Source organism: Streptomyces sp. NPDC005423, assembly GCF_040606415.1.
Taxonomy (GTDB): domain Bacteria; phylum Actinomycetota; class Actinomycetes; order Streptomycetales; family Streptomycetaceae; genus Streptomyces.
The window spans coordinates 15,460-37,305 of record NZ_JBEXET010000020.1; the positions used below are offsets into that span (position 1 = coordinate 15,460).

At 72.2% G+C, this 21,846-nt stretch carries 15 protein-coding genes; 10 read left to right on the top strand and 5 right to left on the bottom strand.

Annotation, left to right across the window (positions count from 1 at the left end; translation table 11 throughout):
• The first annotated feature begins 8 nt into the window (after positions 1–8).
• The 8 genes from ABZT12_RS21450 (at position 9) to ABZT12_RS21485 (ending at position 13,339) form a co-directional block, all read left to right on the top strand.
• The gene (locus ABZT12_RS21450) at positions 9–1,139 is read left to right on the top strand and encodes an acyl-CoA dehydrogenase family protein (RefSeq protein ID WP_356386720.1); all 1,131 of its coding nucleotides are present in this window, start codon (positions 9–11) and stop codon (positions 1,137–1,139) included.
• Complete coding sequence (locus ABZT12_RS21455) at positions 1,136–2,569, top strand: AMP-binding protein (protein WP_356386722.1); 1,434 nt, start codon at positions 1,136–1,138, stop codon at positions 2,567–2,569. Before ABZT12_RS21450 ends, ABZT12_RS21455 begins: the two co-directional genes overlap by 4 nt.
• Positions 2,566–3,303 carry a class I SAM-dependent methyltransferase gene (locus ABZT12_RS21460; protein WP_356386725.1) on the top strand — a complete coding sequence of 246 codons (738 nt, stop codon included), beginning with the start codon at positions 2,566–2,568 and terminating at the stop codon, positions 3,301–3,303. The genes ABZT12_RS21455 and ABZT12_RS21460 overlap by 4 nt, the downstream gene beginning before the upstream one ends.
• Positions 3,300–3,578, top strand: coding sequence for an acyl carrier protein (locus tag ABZT12_RS21465; protein ID WP_356386728.1), 279 nt, complete (start codon positions 3,300–3,302; stop codon positions 3,576–3,578). The genes ABZT12_RS21460 and ABZT12_RS21465 overlap by 4 nt, the downstream gene beginning before the upstream one ends.
• Positions 3,579–3,589: 11 nt before the next feature.
• Complete coding sequence (locus ABZT12_RS21470) at positions 3,590–4,939, top strand: NAD(P)/FAD-dependent oxidoreductase (protein ID WP_356386731.1); 1,350 nt, start codon at positions 3,590–3,592, stop codon at positions 4,937–4,939.
• Between the two features lie 14 nt (positions 4,940–4,953).
• Positions 4,954–5,598, top strand: a complete 645-nt coding sequence (locus tag ABZT12_RS21475) for an HAD family phosphatase (protein WP_356386734.1) — start codon at positions 4,954–4,956, stop codon at positions 5,596–5,598.
• A 116-nt stretch (positions 5,599–5,714) separates the two neighbouring features.
• Complete coding sequence (locus tag ABZT12_RS21480) at positions 5,715–6,758, top strand: ketoacyl-ACP synthase III family protein (RefSeq protein WP_356386737.1); 1,044 nt, start codon at positions 5,715–5,717, stop codon at positions 6,756–6,758.
• Between the two features lie 29 nt (positions 6,759–6,787).
• On the top strand, positions 6,788–13,339 hold the full coding sequence (locus tag ABZT12_RS21485) for an SDR family NAD(P)-dependent oxidoreductase (RefSeq protein ID WP_356386740.1): 6,552 nt from the start codon (positions 6,788–6,790) through the stop codon (positions 13,337–13,339).
• Positions 13,340–13,569: 230 nt separating this feature from the next.
• Here the strand turns inward: ABZT12_RS21485 and ABZT12_RS21490 are convergent, their stop codons facing one another.
• Positions 13,570–14,934: an alpha/beta hydrolase gene (locus ABZT12_RS21490; RefSeq protein ID WP_356386743.1), complete on the bottom strand. Its 1,365-nt coding sequence runs from the start codon at positions 14,932–14,934 to the stop codon at positions 13,570–13,572.
• Positions 14,935–15,478: 544 nt separating this feature from the next.
• Here ABZT12_RS21490 and ABZT12_RS21495 point away from each other — a divergent pair.
• Positions 15,479–16,357: a type II CAAX endopeptidase family protein gene (locus ABZT12_RS21495; protein WP_356386746.1), complete on the top strand. Its 879-nt coding sequence runs from the start codon at positions 15,479–15,481 to the stop codon at positions 16,355–16,357.
• A gap of 157 nt (positions 16,358–16,514) precedes the next feature.
• Complete coding sequence (locus ABZT12_RS21500) at positions 16,515–17,354, top strand: alpha/beta fold hydrolase (protein WP_356386749.1); 840 nt, start codon at positions 16,515–16,517, stop codon at positions 17,352–17,354.
• A 374-nt stretch (positions 17,355–17,728) separates the two neighbouring features.
• Here the strand turns inward: ABZT12_RS21500 and ABZT12_RS21505 are convergent, their stop codons facing one another.
• The 4 genes from ABZT12_RS21505 to ABZT12_RS21520 form a co-directional block, all read right to left on the bottom strand.
• On the bottom strand, positions 17,729–18,199 hold the full coding sequence (locus tag ABZT12_RS21505; protein WP_356386752.1) for a hypothetical protein: 471 nt from the start codon (positions 18,197–18,199) through the stop codon (positions 17,729–17,731).
• Positions 18,200–18,270: 71 nt separating this feature from the next.
• Entirely contained in the window at positions 18,271–18,987 is a 717-nt protein-coding gene (locus ABZT12_RS21510; protein WP_356386755.1) for a hypothetical protein, read from the bottom strand.
• Positions 18,984–20,636, bottom strand: coding sequence for a polyprenyl synthetase family protein (locus tag ABZT12_RS21515; protein ID WP_356386758.1), 1,653 nt, complete (start codon positions 20,634–20,636; stop codon positions 18,984–18,986). Before ABZT12_RS21515 ends, ABZT12_RS21510 begins: the two co-directional genes overlap by 4 nt.
• A complete protein-coding gene (locus ABZT12_RS21520) occupies positions 20,629–21,714 on the bottom strand; it encodes a hypothetical protein (protein ID WP_356386764.1) in 1,086 nt (361 codons plus the stop codon). The genes ABZT12_RS21515 and ABZT12_RS21520 overlap by 8 nt, the downstream gene beginning before the upstream one ends.
• Positions 21,715–21,846: the final 132 nt, after the last annotated feature.

Below are 21,846 nucleotides of genomic sequence, written 5' to 3' on the forward strand. Positions count from 1 at the left end.
GGCGTCACATGGACTTCAGCCGGAGCGCTGAACAACAGGAGCGGTACGCGCGGACCAGCGCGGCCGCTCGGGACCTTCCCTCCGGTTCTTCCCCCGGCGGATTCCACCGGGACGGCTGGCAGGAACTGGCCGGCCTCGGACTGCTCGGCGCGGCCGTCCCGGAGAAGCACGGCGGTGCGGGCCTCGGCGCCCTCGACACGGCCCTCCTCTACGAGGCCGCGAGCGAGGGCGGCGCGGACACCGGTGTGTTGTTCGCCGCCGCGGCCCATCTCTTCGCCTGTGTCCGGCCGGTGGTGGAGTTCGCGCTCCCGAAGACGCGGAAGGCGCTGCTGCCCGCCCTGTGCGCGGGTGAACTGATCGCGGGGAACGCCATGACGGAACCGGAGGCGGGATCGGACGTCTCCAGACTGTCGACCCGGGCCACCAAGGTGGACGGCGGATATCTCCTCGACGGGGTCAAGAGCTTCGTCAGCAACGGCCCGGTCGCCGGTCTCTACGTCACCTACGCGACCACGGATCCGGACGGCGGGTACTTCGGTTCCACCGCGTTCGCCGTGGACCGCGACTCCCCCGGTCTGGTCGCGGGCGCGCCGATGGAGAAGTCCGGGCTGGCGGCCTGCCAGGCCGGCGAGGTGCGGTTCACCCAGTGCTTCGTACCCGACGACCGGGTGCTGGGAAGCCCCGGTCAGGGGCAGTTGGTGTTCCAGACGTCGATGCAGTGGGAGCGGTCCTGTCTGTTCGCGATCTACCTGGGCCAGCAGGAGCGTCTCCTCCGGCGATGCGTCCAACACGTGCGGGAACGGCGGCAGTTCGGGAAGCGGCTCGCCGATCTCCAGCCGGTCGCGGACCGGGTGGCGGACATGAAGCTGCGGCTGGAGAGCGGACGCCTCCTGCTCTACCGTGCCTGCGCCGAGATCGACACCGGCCAGGACCCCTCCCTCTGGGTCGCCATGGCGAAACTGGCCGTCTCCGAAGCCGCGGTCGCCACCGCGCTCGACGCCGGCCGGATCTTCGGGGGCCGCGCCTTCCTGACGGAGTACGGGATCGAGGAGCAGGTGCGTGACGCCCTTCCCGCCACCACCTTCTCCGGCACGTCCGACATCCAACGGCAGCTGATCGCACGGGGGTTGGGGTTATGAGCCTGTACAGCCTGGTGGTCGACGCGGCCGCCCGGACACCGGACGCCCTCGCGGTCCACGACCTCGTCACCGGCCTCAGCTACGGCGCGCTCGACGCGCGTGCGGACGCGTACCTGGCCGCGCTGCGCGGACGCGGCGTCCGGCCCGGTGACCGCGTCCTGGTGTGGACCGACAAGACGGCCGACGCGGTGGCCGTCGCCCAGGCGGTGTTACGGTGCGGCGCGATCCACGTCCCCGTCCCGCGCGGCAATCCCCGGGCGCGGGTCGCCCGGATCGCCGCCGACGCCCGCCCGGCGCTGATCGTCACGGACCACGGTGACCGGGTCACCGGCGCCGTCTGCGTACCCTGCGCGGAGCTCCTCCGGGAGGCCCCGGCCGGCTCGGGCACCGCGCATCATCCGGTCGCACCGACCGACCCGGCGTACATCCTGTACACCTCGGGGTCGACGGGCACGCCGAAGGGCGTCTGTCTGAGCCACGGGAACGGGCTCGCGTTCGTCGACTGGGCCTGCCGGGAGCTGGACCTCACCGCGGCGGACCGGCTGTCGAACCACGCCGCGTTCGGCTTCGACCTCTCGGTCTTCGACCTCTACGGTGCCTTCCGGGCCGGCGCGTCGGTGCACCTGATCGGGGAGCTCCTCGCCCAGGCCGCGGAGCCGCTGGTCGACTTCCTGCTGGATCGCCACATCACCGTCTGGTACTCGGTGCCGTCCGCGCTGGTGCTCATGGCCGAGTACGGCGAGCTGCTGGAGCGCGGGCCGGGGACGCTGCGCGCATGCGTCTTCGCCGGAGAGCGTTTCCCGCTGAAGCGGTTGAAGGACCTGCGCCGCGGGTGGCCCGATGTGCGGATGCTCAACTGGTACGGCCCGACGGAGACCAACGTGTGCACCTCCTACGAGGTGACGGCCGCCGACCTCGCGCGCGCCGCGGACATCCCGATCGGATCGCCCGTCGCCGGAGACACGGTGTCCCTGGACGACGGCGAACTCCTGGTCAGCGGGCCGACCGTGATGCTCGGCTACTGGGGCGCGGAGCCCCAGGCCGGCCCGTATCGCACCGGTGATCTCGCCCGGTACGACGCCGACGGTCTGCTGGAGTACCGGGGCCGGGTCGACGACATGGCGAAGGTCCGCGGCTACCGGATCGAGCCGGCCGAGGTGGACGGCGTACTCAGCTCGCACGAGGCGGTGCGCGACGCCGTGGTGCTCGTCCTCGGCGAAGGGCCGGCCGCCCGGCTGCACGCCTTCGTGGTCCCCGAGCACGGTCGTACGCCCGACCTCGCTGAGCTGCGACGGCACTGCGCGGTCCACCTGCCGCCGTACATGACCGTCGACGCCTTGCATGTGGTCAGCGGTTTTCCGCGCACCCCGAACGGGAAGGTCGACCGCGCCGCGCTCGGCGGTCCGGTGGCGCGGGGAGTCGGCGCATGACCGGCACGGTCTGGGACGCCTTCTGGTCGGCGCTGCCCGCCGAGCCCGGGGCCGCCCTCTGGGACTCCTCGCCCCAGCTGACCGCGGCGCGGCATCTGCCGCTCTTCCGCGACCACGCCGATCCCGCGCTGCCGCTGGTCGACATCGGGTGCGGCAGCGGCCGGCAGACGCGGTGGCTGGCGCGGCACTTCCGGTGGGTCGTCGGACTCGACATCGCCGAGGCCGCGGTGGAGCTGGCCGCCGCGTCGCACGCCGCGCCCAACGTCGCCTACCGCCGCGCCGACCTGCTCGACCAGGACACCGCGGCGGCTCTGCGCGCGGAGTTCGGCGACGTCAACGTCTATATGCGCGGGGTGCTGCACCAGCTCGCTCCGGACGACCGCACCAGGATGCTGACGACGATCAGGCTCCTGCTCGGCGGGTCCGGGATCCTGTTCGCCCAGGAACTGACCGAACGCACGGGCTGGTTCGTCGCCGAACTGCTCGCCGGCGGCGCACGGCTGCCGAAGACGGCCGGGCTGGCGGCCCACTTCGACTTCGGCGCCCGCGTCGCCCCCGCCGACGACGGGTCCCTGCGGCTGCTCTTCGAAGGCAACGGATTCGACGTCGTCGCCGACAGCGACATCCCCCTGCACACCACGGAGCGCACCCCCGACGGGCGACCGCTGGAACTGCCGACGAGATACATCGTGGCGCGTGCGTCGCCACGACCCCGACACCCGGAGGAATCGTGACGGAACCCGAACGCGCCGCGCTGCTCGACGAGTTGATCCGCTATGTGCGGGAGGAGCTGGTGCCGGGCACGTCAGCCGACCTGATCACCGCCGACAGTCAGCTGCTGGAGCTGGGAGTGCTGGACTCGGTCCGCACCGCACGCCTGCTGGCGCACATCCGCACCACGTACGGCGTCCGCGTGCCGCCCGTGCACATGACCGGTGAGCACTTCCGCACGCTGGAATCGATCACCGACCTGGTCACTCTGCTGCGCTCGCAGGCCGCCTCCCTCTGACAGGAGAACAGATGACTCACGACTACGACATCGGCATCATCGGCGGCGGCCCGGCCGGTTCCACCGCCGCCTCCTACCTGGCCAGGGCCGGCCTGTCGGTCGCCGTCTTCGAGAGCGAGTTCTTCCCCCGCGAGCACGTGGGCGAGTCGCTGGTCCCGGCGACCACTCCGGTGCTGCTGGAGATCGGCGCCATGGACAAGATCGAGGCGGCGGGCTTTCCGCGCAAGTACGGCGCCGCGTGGACGTCGGCCAACGCGGACGGGGTCGACCCGCTCGGCTTCCAGGTCAGCGACCACGGCCTCGGGGCCGCGGACGTGCTGTTCAACGAACGCGATCAGCTCGGCGTCGACCGCGACTACACCTTCCACGTCGACCGCGGCCGGTTCGACCACATCCTGCTCAAGCACGCGGAGAGCCTGGGGGCGAAGGTGTTCTCCGGGGTCCGGGTGCGGGGCGTGGACTTCGCCGATCCCACCCGACCCCTGATACGCGTCGGCCTCGGCGGGACGACCGCGGAGGTGGCGGTGCGGATGGTCGTCGACGCCAGCGGACGCGGCACCCTGCTGGGCCGCCAGCTCAAGGTCAAGGTGCCCGACCCGGTGTTCAACCAGTACGCCGTGCACAGCTGGTTCGAGGGACTCGACCGGGAGGCCCTGGCGAACGACCGGAACCAGGCCGAGTACATCTTCATCCACTTCCTGCCGCTCAGCGACACCTGGGTATGGCAGATACCGATCACCGACACGATCACGTCGGTCGGGGTCGTCACCCAGAAAGCGCGGTTCAGGGAGGGCAAGGACGATCTCGAAGGCTTCTTCTGGGACTCGGTCGCCAGCAGGCCGCTGCTGCACGACGCGTTGAAGAGCGCCGTACGGGTCCGCCCGTTCAAGGCCGAGGGCGACTACAGCTACGGCATGCGCAAGGTGTGCGACGACGGAATGGTCATGGTCGGCGACGCCGCCCGGTTCGTCGACCCCATCTTCTCCAGCGGGGTCAGCGTCGCCATGAACAGCGCCCGGCTGGCCTGCGCCGACATCATCGCCGCAGCGGAGGCCGGCGACTTCAGCGCGGGCCGGTTCGAGAACTATGTGACGAAGCTGCGGCGCGGCGTGTCCAGCTGGTACGAGTTCATCTCCATCTACTACCGCCTCAACATCCTGTTCACCGCCTTCGTCCAGGACCCCCGCTACCGGATCGACGTCCTGAAACTGCTCCAGGGGGACGTCTACGACGAGAAGGAGCCGGTCGCTCTGACGGCGATGCGTGATTTCATCGCCGCCGTCGAGGCGGACCCCGACCACCTCTGGCACCCGCTGCTGGGAAAGATGAAGGTGTCCCTCAGCTCCCGGGCACTGTTCTGAGCCCGCCGTGGGCGGTGCTCTTCGACCTGGACGGGACCCTGGTGGACACCGAACCGCTGCTGCACGAGGCCCTGTTGACGGTGCTCGGCGCGTCCGGCGTACCGGCCGCGGCGATCCAACCGGAGGCGCTGCGAGGACGTGGCGTCGCCGAGAACCTGACCCGCCTGTGCGGTCTCTCGCCCTCGCCGATGAGCCCGGCGCAGCTGTACGGGCGTGTCAGCGAGCGCGTGCTCGACCGGTTGCGCCTGGGGATCGCCCCGCTGCCCGGAGCCGAGGGCCTGCTCCGGGCGCTGGGACGGGCGCGCGTTCCGTGCGCGCTGGTCTCGTCCTCGTACCGGGCGATGGTGGACGCCGTCCTCCCCTCGCTCGGCGGGGCGGAGTTCGCGGTGACTGTGGCGGGCGACGAGGTGCGGCGCCCGAAACCGGACCCGGAGTCGTACCGCACCGCCGCGGCCCGGCTCGGCATCGCGCCGGAGCGCTGCGTGGTGGTCGAGGACTCGTCCGCCGGGCTCCGTTCGGGACGCGCCGCCGGGTGCGTGACGGTCTCGGTCGCCCCGACGCGGGAACCGGTGGCCCTCGGCGTGCGGGGCCTGTCGGAACTGACCGTCGAACGGCTCACCCGCCTGGTGGACGGGTTCAGCACCTCCGTACCCCGGTGACTTGGGCGCCGCTGCGGACCGACTCCTCGAAGAAAGTGGTGCATTGACGTGAAGGACCCCCAGTTCCCGCGCGTGGTACGGGACTTGACCTCTATGAGTGCCGACCGGGCGTCGGCATGAAGCCGGCGAACGTGTTCCTCACCGGCCTCGGCTGCTGGTTGCCGACCCCCTACGCCGCGTCCGAGGCGGTCGCCTCGGGACTGTACGACGCCACGGTCCACGCCGAGAGCGGTCTGCGCAGCGTTCTGATCGCCGGGGCGGAGTCACCGCCCGACATGGCCGTGCGGGCCGCGCGGACGGCGCTCGACCACTCCCCCGGCGGTGCCGCCGCGATCGGGACGGTGCTGCACGGCTCCACGTTCTACCAGGGGCCCGAGATGTGGTCGCCGTCCGCCTACATCATGCGGGAGTTGGGCATCACAGGGGCCGGCGGCACCGAGATCCGCAACGGGTGCAACAGCATGCTCACCGGCCTCGAACTGGCCGCCGGTCTGCTTCCGTTTCAGCCGGAGGGCCGGCCGGACATCCTGCTGACGACGGCGGACAACTTCAACTCACCGTTGTTCAACCGGTGGGACAGCGGGCCGATGGGCGTGATAGCCGCCGACGCGGCCAGCTCCGTCGTCGTCAGCCCGACCGCCGGATTCGCGCGCGTCGACGCCGTCGTCTCACGGGTCTACCCGGAGTTCGAGGCGATGGCGCGCGGCGACGAGCCACTGTTTCCCCCCACCGGGTCCGCGGGCCGGCGGATCGACCCGGTGGAGCGGGGCCTGCGGTTCAACGAGAGCATGCGGGAGGACGGCGGGGTGAGCATCGCCGACGGCATAGCGAACGCCTGCTCCGAGACGGCGCTCGCCGCCGTGGGCGAGGCCGGCATCGACGTGTCCGACCTGCGCTGGGTGCTCGTGCCCAACGGCGACGAGGCGACCACCCGGAACTGCGTCATGGACCCGCTGGGCCTGGACGTCTCCCGGTCGCAGTGGGAGTTCGGCTGCGGGATCGGACACGCCTCGGCCAGCGACCAGTTCATCGCCCTCGACCATCTGCTGCGCACCGGGCGGCTCGACGCGGGTGACCACGTCCTGCTCTTCGGCGGCGCTCCGGGCTGGTCGGCCGTGGCCGTGATCCTCACCATCACCGAACCGCCGTCCTGGATATAGGAGTTGACGATGTCGACAGGAGGAGCCGCGTGACGGCGCAGCAGCAGGACCCGGTGGCCCGGCAGCCGATCGCCATCGTGGGCATGGCGTGCGAGTTCCCCGGCGCGGACGGGGTCTCCGCGTTCTGGACGATGCAGCTCGACGGAGTCGACGCCACCACGGACGTCCCGGCCGACCGGTTCCCCATCGACGCGTTCCACGACCCCCGCCCGCGGACGCCCGGACGGATCGTCAGCCGCCGCGGCGGCTTCCTGCCCGACATCCGGGGCTTCGACGCCCGCTACTTCGGCGTCTCCGGCCGCGAGGCGAGCCACATGGACCCGCAGCAGCGGCTGCTCCTCCAGACCGCCGCCGCGGCCGTACAGGACGCCGGCCTCACGCTGGAACAGCTCGCCGGAAGCCCGACCGCGGTCGTCGTCGGACAGCGGACCGCCGAGTACTGGGACATGCTGCGTGCCGCCGGGGCGCTGGACATCTACGCCAACACCGGCACCTCGCGCAGCGTCCTCTCCGGCCGGCTGTCGTTCTTCTTCGACCTGCGCGGCCCGAGCACCTCCGTCGACACCGCCTGCTCGTCCTCCCTGGTGGCCGTGGACCAGGCGTGCGCCGCGCTGCGCGGCGGGGAGGCGACCCTCGCCCTGGCCGCGGGCGTCAACCTGGTGCTCACTCCGGACGAGAGCATCTCCTTCTCCCAGGCGGACATGCTCTCCGCGGACGGCCTGTGCAAGTTCGGCGCGGCCGGTGCCGACGGCTTCGTCCGCAGCGACGGCGTCGGCGTCGTCGTCCTCAAACCGCTGGCACGGGCCGAGGCGGACGGCGACCGCGTCCACGCGGTCATCCACGGCACGGCGGTCGAGAACGAGGGCCGCAGCAGCGGCTACCTGATGGTCCCGTCGCAGACCGCCCAGATCGACACGATGCGGCACGCCTGCTCGCGCGGCGGCATCGACCCGCGCGCCGTCGGCTTCGTGGAGGCGCACGGCACCGGCACGCCCACCGGCGACCCGATCGAACTCCGCTCCCTGGACGCCGTGTACGGCACCGGCGCGGGCCGGACAGCGGAGAACCCCCTGCTGGTCGGCTCCGTGAAGACGAACATCGGCCACACCGAAGCGGCGGCCGGCATCGCGGCGCTCATCAGGGCGGCACTGTGCGTCGCGCACGGCGTCGTCCCGCCCAGTCTGCACAGCGGCCGGCTGACCGACGCGGTGGACTGGGACCGTATGGCGCTGGAGATCCCGCAGACCGCTCGCGACTGGGGCCGGGACGGCGCCCCCCGGTACGCCGCCGTCAGCTCGTTCGGCATCTCCGGCACCAACGCCCACGTCGTCCTCGGCGAGCACCGCCCCGCGCCCGTGCCGGCGCCGCCCGCCGAGCCGCGGCCTTACCTGCTCGCCCTGTCGGCTCAGACGCCCGCCGCACTGCGCGAACTCGCCGACGCCTACGCCGACTTCCTCGGGCCCGACGGGGAGGGGCGCCGGCACGAGCTGCGCGACGTCAGCTTCAGCGCGCTGACCCACAGCACCCATCACCGCCACCGCATGACCGTGTTGGCCCGGGAGCACGACCAGGTCGTCCGGCAGCTGCGCAAGGGCAGGCCGATCGTCGCCGCCAAGATCGACGCGCGGTGGAAGACCGTCTTCGTCTTCCCCGGCCAGGGCTCCCAGTGGGCCGGAATGGGGCGCGGTCTCCTGCGTACCTCCACGGTCTTCCGCGAGTCGATCGAGGAGTGCGACCGGCTCGTCCGCGCCGAGCGGGGCTGGTCGGTGATCGAGCACCTCACCGGCGGCGACGAGACGAGCTGGCCGATCGACGTGGTGCAACCACTGCTCTGGGCGGTCGAGGTCGCACTGGCCGCGCTCTGGCGGTCGTGGGGCGTCGAGCCCGACGTCGTGATCGGTCACAGCCTGGGCGAGGTCGCTGCCGCCTGCGTCGCCGGTGCCCTCACCCTGGCCGACGGCGCCGCGGTGATCTGCCGGCGCAGCGCCCTGCTCAGGGAGATCGCCGGCACCGGCTCCATGGCCGCCGTCGAGCTGCCCGCCGACGTACTGCGGCGGGAGCTCGCCGACGTGCCGGACGTCGACGTCGCGGTGAGCAACGGCCCGCGCCGCACCATCATCTCGGGCCGCACACCGGCGGTGGAGAAGGTGCTGGCCGAACTGACCGAACGGGACGTCTTCGCCAGGATCGTCAAGGTGGACGTCGCCTCGCACAGCAGCCAGGTCGACCCTCTGCTGGACGCGCTGCGCGCCGCCCTGGCGTCGGTCCGGCCACGCAAGGGCCACGTGCCGCTGCGCTCCACGGTGACCGGGGAACTGCTGACCGGCGAGGAGCTGGACGCCGACTACTGGGTGCGCAACCTCCGCGACGAGGTCCGCTTCCACGCGGCGGTCGACGCCGAGACCGCCGGCCCGGAGGTGGCGGCCGTCGTCGAGATCAGCCCGCACCCGATCCTCAGCGCCGCGGTCAAGGAATGCCTGCCCGCGGAGCGCACCGACGACCAGGTGGTGCCGTCGCTGCTGCGCGACACCGATGAACTGACCGCCCTGCTGACCTCCGTCGGCCAGCTTCACCAGGCCGGATACCCGGTGCGGTCGAGCGCGCTGTTCGACGGGCCGGCCATCTATGTGGGACTGCCCCGCTACCCCTGGCAGCGGGCGGAGTTCTGGCTTGAGCCGAGCTCCGGACCGGCCGCCCCACAGAGCGCACCGCGGACCACACCGCAGCCCGACTCACTTCCCAGGACGGGTGCACCGGCCGCGCGGGACGATCCGGGCGGCCACCCGCTGCTCGGCGCGCACACCGTCCTCGACGACGGCGCGCACCGCTGGGAGGGGCCCATCGACCTGGAACGCAACGCCTACCTCCTGGACCACAAGGTGCAGGGCCTCGTCATCATGCCCGGCACCGCGTACCTGGAACTGGCGGTGGCCGCCGCCGGGAGCCTCGGCGCCGACGTCGTCGTCCAGGACGTCCGCTACGACAAGGCGCTCTTCTTCACCGCCCAGGCCCCGCCGTCCCTGCGAGTGACGCTCCGGCCGTCCGGGCGACGGTGGGCCTTCGACGTCGCCACCGCCGACGGCACCGACTGGACCCGGCACGCGCACGGCCGGGTCGAGGAAGCTCCCGCGGGCGTACGCGTGCTCGACCTCCCCGAGGAGACGCCCCAGCGGATCGCCGCGCGCGTCCCCGAGCACTTCACCGGCGCCGAGTTCTACCGCCGGTTCGCGGCCCGCGGCAACGACTGGCGCGGTGTCTTCCAGGGCATCGGGCAGGTGTGGCGCGGCGACGACGAGGCGCTGGCCGAGGTGGTCGTCCCGGCCGGCCTCGCCGAGTACGAGCGGCACCTCGTCCACCCGGCGGTCCTCGATGCCTGCGGCCAGGTCCTCGCGGCCACCCTGCCCGACTCGGCGGTCCCCGGTGAGCAGCACGCCTTCGTCCTGGGCTCCATCGACGCGTTCCGCCGGTACGGGCCGCTGACCGGAACGCTGTACAGCCATGTCGTACGGCGGGACCTGACGGCCGATTCGTTCAGCGGTGACCTCGCCGTACGCGACGAACAGGGCGCGCTGCTGGCCGAGTTCCGCGGTCTGCGGATCCGCTGGCTGCTCCGCCGGGAACAGCCCGGCCCGCTGACCGACTGGTTGTACCAGCCGCGCTGGACACCGGCCGCCGCACCCGCCACGGTGCCGAAGCCGGCCACCGGCGCCTGGGTGGTGTTCGACGACGAGGACTTCGGGCCGCGGCTCGCTCCGGCACACGGCCCGCGGATCGCCGTACTGCCCGGGGAGAGGTACGAACGGACCGGCCAGGGGACGTACCGCATCGACCCGACCCGCCTCGACGACTACGCCCGGCTGCTGTACGAGATCGGCCGCGACCACCCGGCGGGCATCGCCGCCGTGGTGCACCTGTGGAGCATGCGGGCACCACGGCCGGTGGGGACGGTGCCGCTGGGGCTCGGCAGCGCACTGCTGCTGGACCGGGCGCTGTCCACCGCGCGGGGGGACGCGCCGCTCCCGCGGCTCGTGCTCGTCACCCGCGGCGCCGAGACGGTCACGGACGCGGACCCGGCACCGGACCCGGACCAGTACGCCGTGTGGGGTTTCGGACGCACGGCGGCGAGTGAACTGTCCGCCGTCCGGCACACCCTCGTCGATCTGGACGCGGCCGGTGACGCGGCGCGGCAGACGGAGGCGCTGGCCCGGGAGATCGCGACCGCCGACCCGGCGGAGGACCAGATCGCGCTGCGGGCGGGCGCCCGGTACGTCCTGCGGCTGCGCCGCGTCTCACCGGCGCCGGACGCCGACGAGGTGACCGGGATCGTGCCGGCCGACGACGGCCGCGCGGGCCCGGTGCGCGGGCCGGCCGAGGCGGGGCCCCCGGCCGCCGACGAGGTGCGGATCGCCGCGGCGTACGGCGGGGTCGGCTTCCGCGATGTGCTCCAGGCCGCCGGTGCCCACCCGGACCGGGACGACGGCCGGCTGGGCTGGGAGACCGCCGGCGTGGTGACGGCCACCGGCACCGGCGTGCGCGGGCTGGACGTGGGCGACCGCGTGGTCGCCGTCGCCCATCCGGGACTGGCCACACAGGTCGTCGCCGATCACCGGCTGACCCATCGCGTCCCCGACGGTCTGGGTCTCGCCGAGGCCGCCACCGTGCCGGTCGCCTACCTGACGGCCTGGTACGGCCTCATGGAACTGGCCGCTCTGCGCGAAGGCGAAAGGGTCCTCATCCACTCGGCCACCGGCGGCGTCGGACTCGCCGCGATCCAGGTGGCCCGGCGGCGCGGCGCCGAGATCTACGCCACCGCCGGCAGCGAGAAGCGCCGGGCGCTCCTGCGGACGATGGGCATCACCCAAGTCGCCGACTCCCGGGGCGACTTCGCCGGCCCGCTGCTGGACGCGACCCGGGGTGCGGGGATGGACGTCATCCTCAACTCGCTGACCGGGACGGCCGTCGACCAGAACCTCGGCATGCTCGCCCCGTACGGGCGGTATGTGGAGCTCGCCGAGCAGGACCCGGCGGACGGCCGCCCGACGGCGCTGGGGGGCCTGCCCCGCAACGGCTCCTTCCAGGTCCTCGACATCGCCGCCTTCTGCCGCGAGCGCCCCGAGCGGGCCGGGGCCCTGCTCGGCCAGGTGCTGCGCCTCGTCGCCGCCGGCGAACTCGCGCCACTGCCCGCCGAGATCTACCCACTGGACGCCGTCGGCTCGGCGTTCGACGACATGATCGGGGCCCGGCACATCGGCAAGGTGCTCATCGACCTGCGGACCGCCCCGGCGGACCCGCCCACGCCCGCGCCCGCGCCGACCCGCATGCGGGCTGACGCCACCTACCTGGTGACCGGCGGCGCCGGCGGCCTCGGCGCCGGACTGGCCCGGTGGCTCGTCGCGCGCGGCGCCCGGCACCTGCTGCTCACCGGCCGCTCCCTGCCCGGCCCTGCCTCGCCGTCCGGCACTGACATCACGGCCCTGCTGGAGGAGTTGCGCGGCCAGGACATCGAGGCGCAGTACGCCCCGGTGGACGCGGCGGACGAGCGGTCGATGCGCCGACTGGTCGAGAACCGCCGCGCCGCCGGCCGTCCGCCGGTCCGGGGCGTCTTCCACACCGCCGGCGTCTTCATGTACAAGCCCATCAGCCACACCACCCTGCGGGACCTGGAAGCGGTGCTGAGGCCGAAGCTGGAGGGCGGCCGGGTCCTCGACCGTCTCTTCGCGGACGACCTCGACCAGTTCGTCCTGTTCTCCTCGGGTAACGCGCTGCTCGCCTCGCCCCAGGTCGCGGCGGCCGCCGCCGCCAACGCCGGCCTGGACGCGATCGCCCGCGGCCGGCGCAGCCGGGGCCGCAGGGCGCTCGCGGTGAACTGGGGATTCTGGACCGACCGGGGCATGGCCGCGAGGGCGGGTACCGAACTCGGCCGGAACCTGATCCCGCAGGGCATGACCGGTTTCACCTCCGAGGCGGGGTTCGCGGTGCTGGACCACCTCCTGGCCACGGAGGCCGGGGACACCATGGTCATGCCGGTCAACTGGGCGCAGTGGCGGGCCGCTTACCCGGTCGCGGCCGAGTCCCCGTTCCTGCGGGACGTCGACGACGACGCGCCCGCGCGCCCGGCCACCGCGGCTCCGCTCCCCCCACTCAGAACCACGCGGATCCGGCCGGAACGCGCCCCACGGGAGTTCCCGGCGCCCCCCGTTCCCCGTCCCGGACCGGCGGCTCCACACCCACAGCCCTTCCCCGCGCCCGGGGCCGGAGCCACGTCCGCGAACGGGACAGCACGACCCACGACGGATACGGGTCGGAAGACCGCCGGTACGGAACGGGAGCCCGGTGCGGCAGCACCACCCGCCGACCGGGCGCAACTGTTCCTGGCCGCGGTCGCCGCCATCCTGCGCGTCGACCCCCAACACCTGGACCTGGAGGCCGACTTGACCAGCCAGGGACTGGACTCGCTGATGGCCGCTCAGCTCCGGCAGGAGGTGCAACGCTCGCACGGGGTGCTCCTGCCGATCGGCAGAATGCTCAGCCGGGCGACGCTCAGCGAGCTGTCGGCGGAGTTGGGCGTCCTGGCGGAATGAACGCGACAGGGCGTACACGCGCCGTTCGGAGTGGACCGATGCCAGCGGCCCGACCATGTACCGGCCCGTGCGCCGCTTGGGCCGCGCGGGCTGGTGGGCGCGCCGGCCCGCCCCGCCGTGGCCGGGGTCCGCGCGCAGCCGCTGCGCCACGTCGCGGGCGCGCGCCGACGGCTCCTCGGGTACGTCGGCGGCGCCCGCCGCCACCGACAGGTCGTCCGCGGTGCGAAGGCCTACTTCGCCGACACGTCGGTGCAGTACACGTCCTTGCTGGGCAGCCGGCCACCACCGAGGAAACTCACCATCGCCGCGTCGGCGCACTGGGAGCCCTCGTTGTAGACGTAGTGCCCGCCGTTGTCGACGCTGACGAAGGCGGCACTCTTCGCCAGGGCGTCACGGAGACCGACGGCGCCCTCGTAGGGGGTGGCGTTGTCTCGCTTGTTCTGGAGCAGCAGCACGTCGCGTGAACCCTTGCCGGTGACGGTGACGGGCGCTTCGATCGGCTTGTCCTTCCAGAACGAGCACGCCCAGATGTCGGCCGGCATTCCCGCGGTCAGGGGATAGGACGCGCGGTCGGCGGCCGTACCACTGGTGTAGCCGTCGACGTCCTTGGACCAGGCGGCGTCACCACAGCTCAGAGCCAGGAACATGGTGGTCTGGTTGTCCGCGGGGACACCGGCCGCGCTCGTGGCCCCGGTGGCGGCGGCCTGCTTGAGGACGGCGGCGTCCGCCTTGGTCAGACTGCCGTCGGCCAGGTCGAGGGCGGCTTTCCAGATCTGGGTCAGCGCCGGAATGGTCTCGTTGTGCTCCAGCAGCGCGTAGGTGAGGTTGCGCAGCAACGGCCCGGTCAACGACGCCGACGTGCCCGGGAACGTGACCGGCTTGCGGTCGAGCCGGTCAGCGAGGGTGAGGTAGGTCCGCGTGACCTTCGCGGCCGTGGCACCCAGCCCGAGTGTGTCGTTCTGCGCGGCGGCGGCAGCTGCCGCGTCGGGGAAGCGGTCGGCCATGCCCTTGCTCCAGCCGGCGAACTCGCCCTGCCATGCCTTGGCCGGGTCGATGTTGCCTTCCAGCACCATCCGGTCGGTCCGGTCGGGGAACAGGGAGCGGTAGACGGCGCCCAGGTAGGTGCCGTAGGACTGGCCCCAGTAGGAGAGCTTCTTCTCGCCGAGCGCCTGACGGATCTGGTCGAGGTCACGGGCCGTGTTGGCGGTGGTGTAGTACTTCAGGTTCTTGCCGTCCGCGGAGGAGGCGCACTTCTCCGCCGTCGAGCGGGCGAACTTGACGTTGGCCGTGATCGAGCCGTCCGCCGCCGGGTACGGGAACAGGTCGACGGCCTGCAGACCGCCGAGACCGCAGGACTGGGGGGTGCTGTGCTGGACGCCGCGCGGGTCGAACCCGATCAGGTCGTACTGGTCCAGTACGGAGGACGGCAGCGAGGCAATCCGCTCGCCGGGCACGTCCAGACCCGGCAGGGCGGGGCCGCCGGGGTTGATCACCAGGACGCCGCGCCGTTTCCCTTTCTTGGCGGTGGATATCCGTGATATCGCCACGTCGATCTCGGTGCCGCCCGCGTCCTTGTAATTCAGCGGGACTTTCACCGTCGCGCACTGCTGCCGGGGGTCGCGCTCGGTGTCCGTGGAGGTGACAGTCGGACACTTTCCCCAAGTGATGGACTGTGTCTGTTTCGCGGCCGGGTTATCGCTGTTCTCTCCGTCATCGCACGCAGCCGTCCCGACTCCGAGCAGCGTCGTGACCGCCACGATGGTGACGAATCGACGTCTGTCGAACAGCGCTCGACGGACCGAATTCCGCAATGTTCTCATGACTGCTTTCCTGATGGGTGGCGGCGGAGTGGAATTCCCACTCCCGCTATTTCCACGACGTCGGCGAGATTAGTGGGGAAGGGCGGTGGCCCACGTCCCTCTGGAGTGGACGATTCCGTGTAGCTCGCTCGGGGGACACCACCCGTCCGCCGAACCGCCGGCACCACTCAGCGGTACGTCGGCAATTCCGCGGACGGCTTGTCCCTCCAGTGAGCTACACGGAATCGTCCACTCAGGGGTGACGCGCCCCGGGGGTCACCGTCCGTAGTTTCTTCCTCGGAACGCGGCACGGTGCCGCGGACGACGAGAGGTGGCGGCCATGTCCGAGACGCAGATGACGCAGGAGCAGGGTTCCGAGCCGCAGCGGCTGCCACGGTGGCTACGACCGGGCTGGGCCCGGGTGACCCTGCTGGTGGTGGTGTTCTTCGCGGTGATGAGCCTGGGCAACAGCGCGACCGGTGCGCTGGCGGGCACCGTGGTCGGCGCCCTGCTCCTCGGGCCGGCGGTCGCGGTGTTCGCGGTATGGCTCTACCGCAAACTGATCGACTACACCGAGCAGCGTCCCGTGGTCGAGCTCGACCGGTCCACCGCCCGCGCCGGCCTTCGCCGGGGCACTGTCGTAGGACTGGGCCTGTTCACCGCGACGATGCTGATCATCTCGATGTTCGGGGGTATGGACAGCGTCGGGTGGGGCTCCTTCGGCGGACTGCTCGCCTCGCTCGGGATCAGCGTCGGCGCGGCGGTGTGCGAGGAGATCTTCTTCCGCGGCATCGTGTTCCGCTTGGTCGAGCGCCGGTGGGGCACCACTGTGGCGTTGATCGTCTCCGCACTGCTGTTCGGCGGATCTCACCTGTTCAACCCGGACGCGACGATCGGCGGCGCGCTGGCCATCGCCATCGAGGCCGGTCTGATGCTCGGCGCCGCCTACACCGCGACCCGGACCCTGTGGCTCCCGATCGGCGTCCACTTCGGCTGGAACCTCGCCGCCGGCGGCCTCTGGGGCGTGACCGTGTCCGGCTCCGACGCGTACACCGGCGTGCTGCACACCACCCTGTCCGGGCCCTCGGCCCTGACCGGCGGGGGCTTCGGCCCGGAGGCGAGCGTCGTGGCGATCCTGGTCTGCAGCGTCGCGACCGTGTACTTCCTGCGCGCCGCACGCCGTCGCACCCCGCAGGCCGTACTGAACGACGCGGTCTGACCGGTACGCGGAAATTCCCCGTCCGCACCCGATCGCCGAACCCGGAAGGCCGCGCCGTGCCCGACACCCACGTCACCCTCACCGCCCACGACGGCACCCCACTGGCCGGCACACTCACCGTCCCAGCGGCCCCGGGCCCCACCCCGCCGCCCTCCTGTTGCAGAGCTCCGGCCCGATCGACCGCGACGGCAACAAACCCGGAGCGGCCCTGAACCTCGGCCCGCCTCTCGCCGCCACCCTCGCCGCCCGAGGCATCGCCACCCTCCGCTACGACCGACGCGGCGTCGGCGCCACACCCGGGGACTGGCGCGCCGCCGGTTTCGTCGACAACCGACGCGACGCCGCCGCCGCGCTGCACACCCTGAACGCCCACCCGGACATCAGCGCCGTCGCGCTCATCGGCCACGGCGAGGGCGCCGTCCACGCCATGGCGCTCGCACCGCGGGCCCACGCCGCCGTCCTGCTCGCCGGCTACGCCCGCCAGGGCGAGGACGTCCTGCGCCGACAAGGCCGGTCCGTCACCCGGGGCCTGCCCGTACCCGGCTTCCTGCTGCGAGCCCTGGGCACCGCGGCTCTCAACCGCCTCAAGGCGACCGACACCGACGTCGCCCGCCTCGCCGGAATCCCCGTCAACGCCCGCTGGCAGCGCGAATTCCTCGTCCACGACTCTCGAGAGGATCTGGCCCGCATCCACGTGCCGGTCCTGGCCGTGACCGGCGACAACGACCTCCGGGTCGACCCGGCCGACCTGGAGGTCATCCGTCGGCTCGTGCCCGGCCACGTCGAAACCGCCCGCATTCCCCGGCTGACCCACCTCCTGCGGATCGACAACGAGCACCACACCCGCCGCTCCTACCGCCGGCTGCTCCGCGAACCGGTCGACGTCAGACTCCTCGACATGATCGCCGACTGGCTCCACCACGCATGGTTCCGAGAGGGACGGTCGGCTCCGGCGGAACGCGTTTTCCGGCCCCGGATCTCGACCGCCAAAGCGTGAGGCGCACGGTCTACGGCCACACCGTGCCCGTCGGCGCCGGTGACGGCGTCGGGCTGCGGGCAGGAGGCCGGGTCCGGGTGGGACCGATGCAGTCCGGTGCCTTCACCGCCGTGGCCTGCGCCGCTGCGGCGGGTTGTCCCGGTGCTGCGGCAGCGTTCCCCGGCAACGACGCTCCCAGCAGCATCGCCGCGACAAGCGCCCCCAGCCCCCACGCTCCCCGTCGCCGCGGCACCGGCATGGCAGCGTCCCCGCTGCCGCCGACCGGTGTGTTTCCTGCGCTGTACATGCCTTCAGCCTTTCTCTGCTGAGGATCCCGTCGGTGGCTCCGGATCGAGTTGGCGGAACCACCGACGGGACGGTCCGTCAGGGGAAAATCAGTCCTCGTCGGCGGCGAGGACGCGGCCCTTGAGCTTGATCGGGTTGGCGGCGCCCACCTTGAGCTGGCCGTCGGCGAAGCGGCCGGGGGTCGCGCCGTCGATGGCGGTGACCTGGGCCGCGTAGCCGAGCGCCTCCTGGTTGGTGGACAGGGACGGGTTGTGGGTGAAGGTCAGCGTGCGGCCCCCGTCTCTGAGGGTGCCCTGGACGGTCTGCAGATTGCCTTTCGCCTGAAGGGTGTTGACGTCGTGGTAGGCCCAGGAGAGCCATCCGGTGAAGACGAAGCCGGTGGGAGCCTTCAGGGTGAAGGTGACGTCGCCGGGATTGACCGGGTCCGGGACCGTGCTGAGGATGCCGAAGCTGAGATGGGCCGGAACTCCGCCCGGCGCGTCCTCGACGATGCCCTGCTGGAGGATGTACAGCTGGTTCTCGGATCCCGGTTGAACGGGGGCCTGGATCTGCGTGGCCATGGGTTTCCCTTCTGTGGATGGGTGCGTCCGCGTGGGCGGATCCGCCGGTGGCGGGCTTGGGGGTGGCCCGCTCACGGACCGTCGGGGTCGGGGACCGGATCGATGAGCGGGCCAGTGGGTGCGTGGTCGGCCAGGAGCGGGCCGAGAACGGCGAAGGCGCCGAGGACGACGTCCTCGTAGAGGTAGAAACCCGCCTCCAAGGGCGGCAGCTCCGGGTCCGCGCCTTCCGCGTCGGACTCCGGAGCGGTGGCCTCACGTCCGGAGCCGTCGTCGGTCTCGGCCCGGGTGGCGGAAGTGCCGAACAGGTCCGTGAGGTCATGCGCCGCGCCCAGGACGGTGGTGCGGGCGGTGGCGGCGAGCAGGCGCAGCGGCAGGTCGAGGGCGGCGGCGGTGCGCTGGCCGGGCATCTGTTCCGTCGCGGTGGGGGGCTGCGCGGTGGCGGCGGCGAGCCACTGCACGGGCACGGCGCACGCGGAGCGGACGCGCTCGGCGGGCATCGGCGGCGGGGGGTCGCCGTCGACCATCAGGTCCTCCCACTCCATGAGGTCGAAGAGGAACTGGCCGCCCTTGTAGAAGGGCCAGGGCCGGACCGTGTCGAGCACTGCGCGGGCGCGTTCGGCGTCGTTCCGACGCAGAGCCACGCCGTGCCGGGCCAGGGTGCACAGCCACTGGCGCGTACTGCTGTTGACCTGGCCGAGGAAGGCGAGCGCCCGGTGGTCGGTCGGGGTCGGTGGACCGGCGGCGGTGGGGTCGGCCGGCGGTGGGGTGCTGGTGTCAGAGGTGTTCACAGTGGCCTTGAGGTGACGTAGTGGGCGATCTGCCGCAGGACGGCCTTGCCTTCGTTCTCGGGGACGACACGGAGGTCCTCCTCGAAGCGCGCGATGCCTTCGGCGGCGAGCCTGTCGGCGAGGTCGGTGGCGTACTCGATGGAGCCGTGCCGCCGCATGGCGGCGAGGAGTTCCTCGGCGTGCTGCTGTGTCTTGTCGACACGGCGTTGACGCAGGACGTCGAGGAGGCGGGGGCGCTCGTGGGCGTGAGCGGTGCGGAAGAGGTGGATCAGCATCACCGTGCGCTTGCCTTCGAGCAGGTCGCCGAGGGGCTCCTTGCCGTAGAGGGCCTCCTCGCCGACCAGGTTCAGGACGTCGTCCTGGATCTGGAAGGCGATACCGATCAGGCGGAACGCCTCGTCGAACCGGCCGAGCACGGCCGGGTCGGTGACACCGGCACAGACGGCCCCGATACGGCACGGGCTCATGCAGGTGTACCAGCCGGTCTTCTTGGTGCTCATCGTGAAGTAGGAGTCGTCGGTCTCGGGGACGAACTCGTGGCGGATCCAGCCCAGTTCCATGGCCTGGCCCTCGATGGACTCCCGGCACATGTGCATCGCCTCGTGGATGAGGCCGAGGGTGCGGGTGAGGCCGAGGGTTTCGAGGTTGGAGAGGACGGCGTCGATGGCGAGCAAATTCAGCCCGTCGCCGACGTTGACGGCCAGCCCCAGGCCGTGTTCCTCGTGCATGGTGGGCAGGCCCCGCCGGTGGGTGGACTCGTCGGCGATGTCGTCGTGGACGAGGAAGCCGTTGTGGAACAGCTCCAGCGCGGCGGCGGCGCGGACGGCGTCGTCGGGGCGTCCGCCGAAGGCGGCGCAGGCCGCGATGGTCAGGGTGGGCCGCAGGCCCTTGCCCTGGCGCGAGGGGTAGGAGCGCATGAGGTCGTACAGTTCGGCGCGCGGCTCGCGGTCCGGCAGCAGCCTGTCGATCTCCTCGTTGGTGCGGGCCCGGCACCGGCGCATCGTCTCCATCAGGTCCGCGTCCTGGACGGCGTCCTCCAGCGACCAACTGGTGCTGGTGCGCCCGTCCCACAGCAGGCGCGGGGCCCTGACGGTGGTGTCACCGATCAGCGCGGGCGATGCGGGGGCGTCCTCGGGGAAGCGTTGGGCGAGGTAGTCCAGTGCGGTCCAGTCGACCGGCGCGGCGGCCGGCCCCGGGGTGGCGGGGGTCGCGCTGCCCCACAACTGGGGTGCCTGTTCACGGTAGTTGCCCCACAGTTCCTGCATGCTGCGCAGCCCCGCCGCCCGCTGGGACAGCAGCGTGAAGGCGCGCCACACGGCGAGGGTGTCCTCCTCGGAGCCGCGGACGTCGAGACTGCCGGGCAAAGCCTGTTCGACGGGCGGGCGTTGAAGGTCGAAGAGCAGGTTCATGGCCCGGTTGTCGAAGGCGACCTCGACGTCCGGGTCCGGGCATCGGTCCTGGCGTACGACGAGCCGGCTGTGCCAGGCGGTGAGCGTGGCGTGGCTGCCGTCGTTGAAGCGCAGGCCGAGCCGGATGCCGCGCAGCTGGGAGGCGGCGGCGGCGAGGATGGCCGGCGCCCGGTCGGAGAGGGCGGCGACGGTCTCGTCCAGCAGTCGCGCTCCCGTGAACGCGGTCAGCGTGTCAGTCATGGGCGCCACCGGCGAACTCCACGATGCCACCGGTGCTGAAGCCGATACGGCGCCCGCCGACCCGGCCCTCCACCGTGCACGGGCCGAGGGTCTCGTGCACGCTGAACGGGTGCAGGCTCGTCTCGGACGGATTGGCGATGCGTCCCGCCGTGTGCGAGCGGAAGTCGAGGACGAGATGGTCGTCCCCGAGGCGGGCGGTGATCAGCAGCCGGCCGGGCACCGCAGCCGCCGGCGGGGTGCCCAGCACGTCGGCCAGTGTCGGCACCATCACCACCCGGTCGCGGTCGAGGTGGCCGGTGACCGCGACGCGCAGGCCGCGGCGCGGAAAGTGCCGCACCATGCGTCCGTCGCGCCACAGCATCACCGATCCGTTGGCCGCGTCCGCCGGACGCGCGGGCTGGATCAGGGTGAAGACCACCGCCGAGGGCGGGGCGGCGCCCGCGGGGCCGGAGGGGTCGTTGACGAACCCGAACACCCAGCCGCCCAGCGTGGGCCAGGACCACCGGCCGCGCACCCGTTCGTGGTAGCCCAGCAGGTCCGTGGCCGTGACGGTGCCGTCGCCGTGCCGCAGGGTGCCCTCGCCGAGGACTCCGGGCTCCGACTGCCACCGCAGGTGCTCGTCCTCCCCGAAGGGTGCGCACTGCGAGGTGCACGGCCTGCTGGTCCGGGTCAGCCGTACGTCGGCCGCCGGCGCCGCGGACCGGGCCGCCACCCGGAACGCGCCGGAGATGCCGTGCGGATGGGGTAGCCGGAAGGCCGACCAGGGCAGTTCGGGCTGTTCGGCGTTGAACTGCGTCGCGCTCCAGCCGTGCCCCTCCTCGTGGAGCAGGAGGATCGCCATGTGCTGTCCTTCGGCCGCCGTGCCGGTGCCGCTGCGCCGCCCGGCGGCCGGGGTGCCCGGATTCGCGAAGACCGCGCCGGTGGACGAGCCCAGGACGGACAGGTTGGCGATCAGCGCTTGTCGGCCGCACCGGGACGTGAAGGCGTAGTGCAGCCATTTACGGTCGAGTGGATGGGTGAGCGGGGCATGCGGGAAGGGACCCGGGGACCCCAGCTTCGGATGAGACAGCGTGGACACATCCGAAAGCTAACGCACCGTACTCAACGCCTCACAGTCGGTGACGGTCGGTCGGGTGACAGAGAAGTGCAGAATCGTTCACTTCCGCTTTCGAGGTTTAGAACCGCGAGTGTGATCACTGGCCGGGAGGCG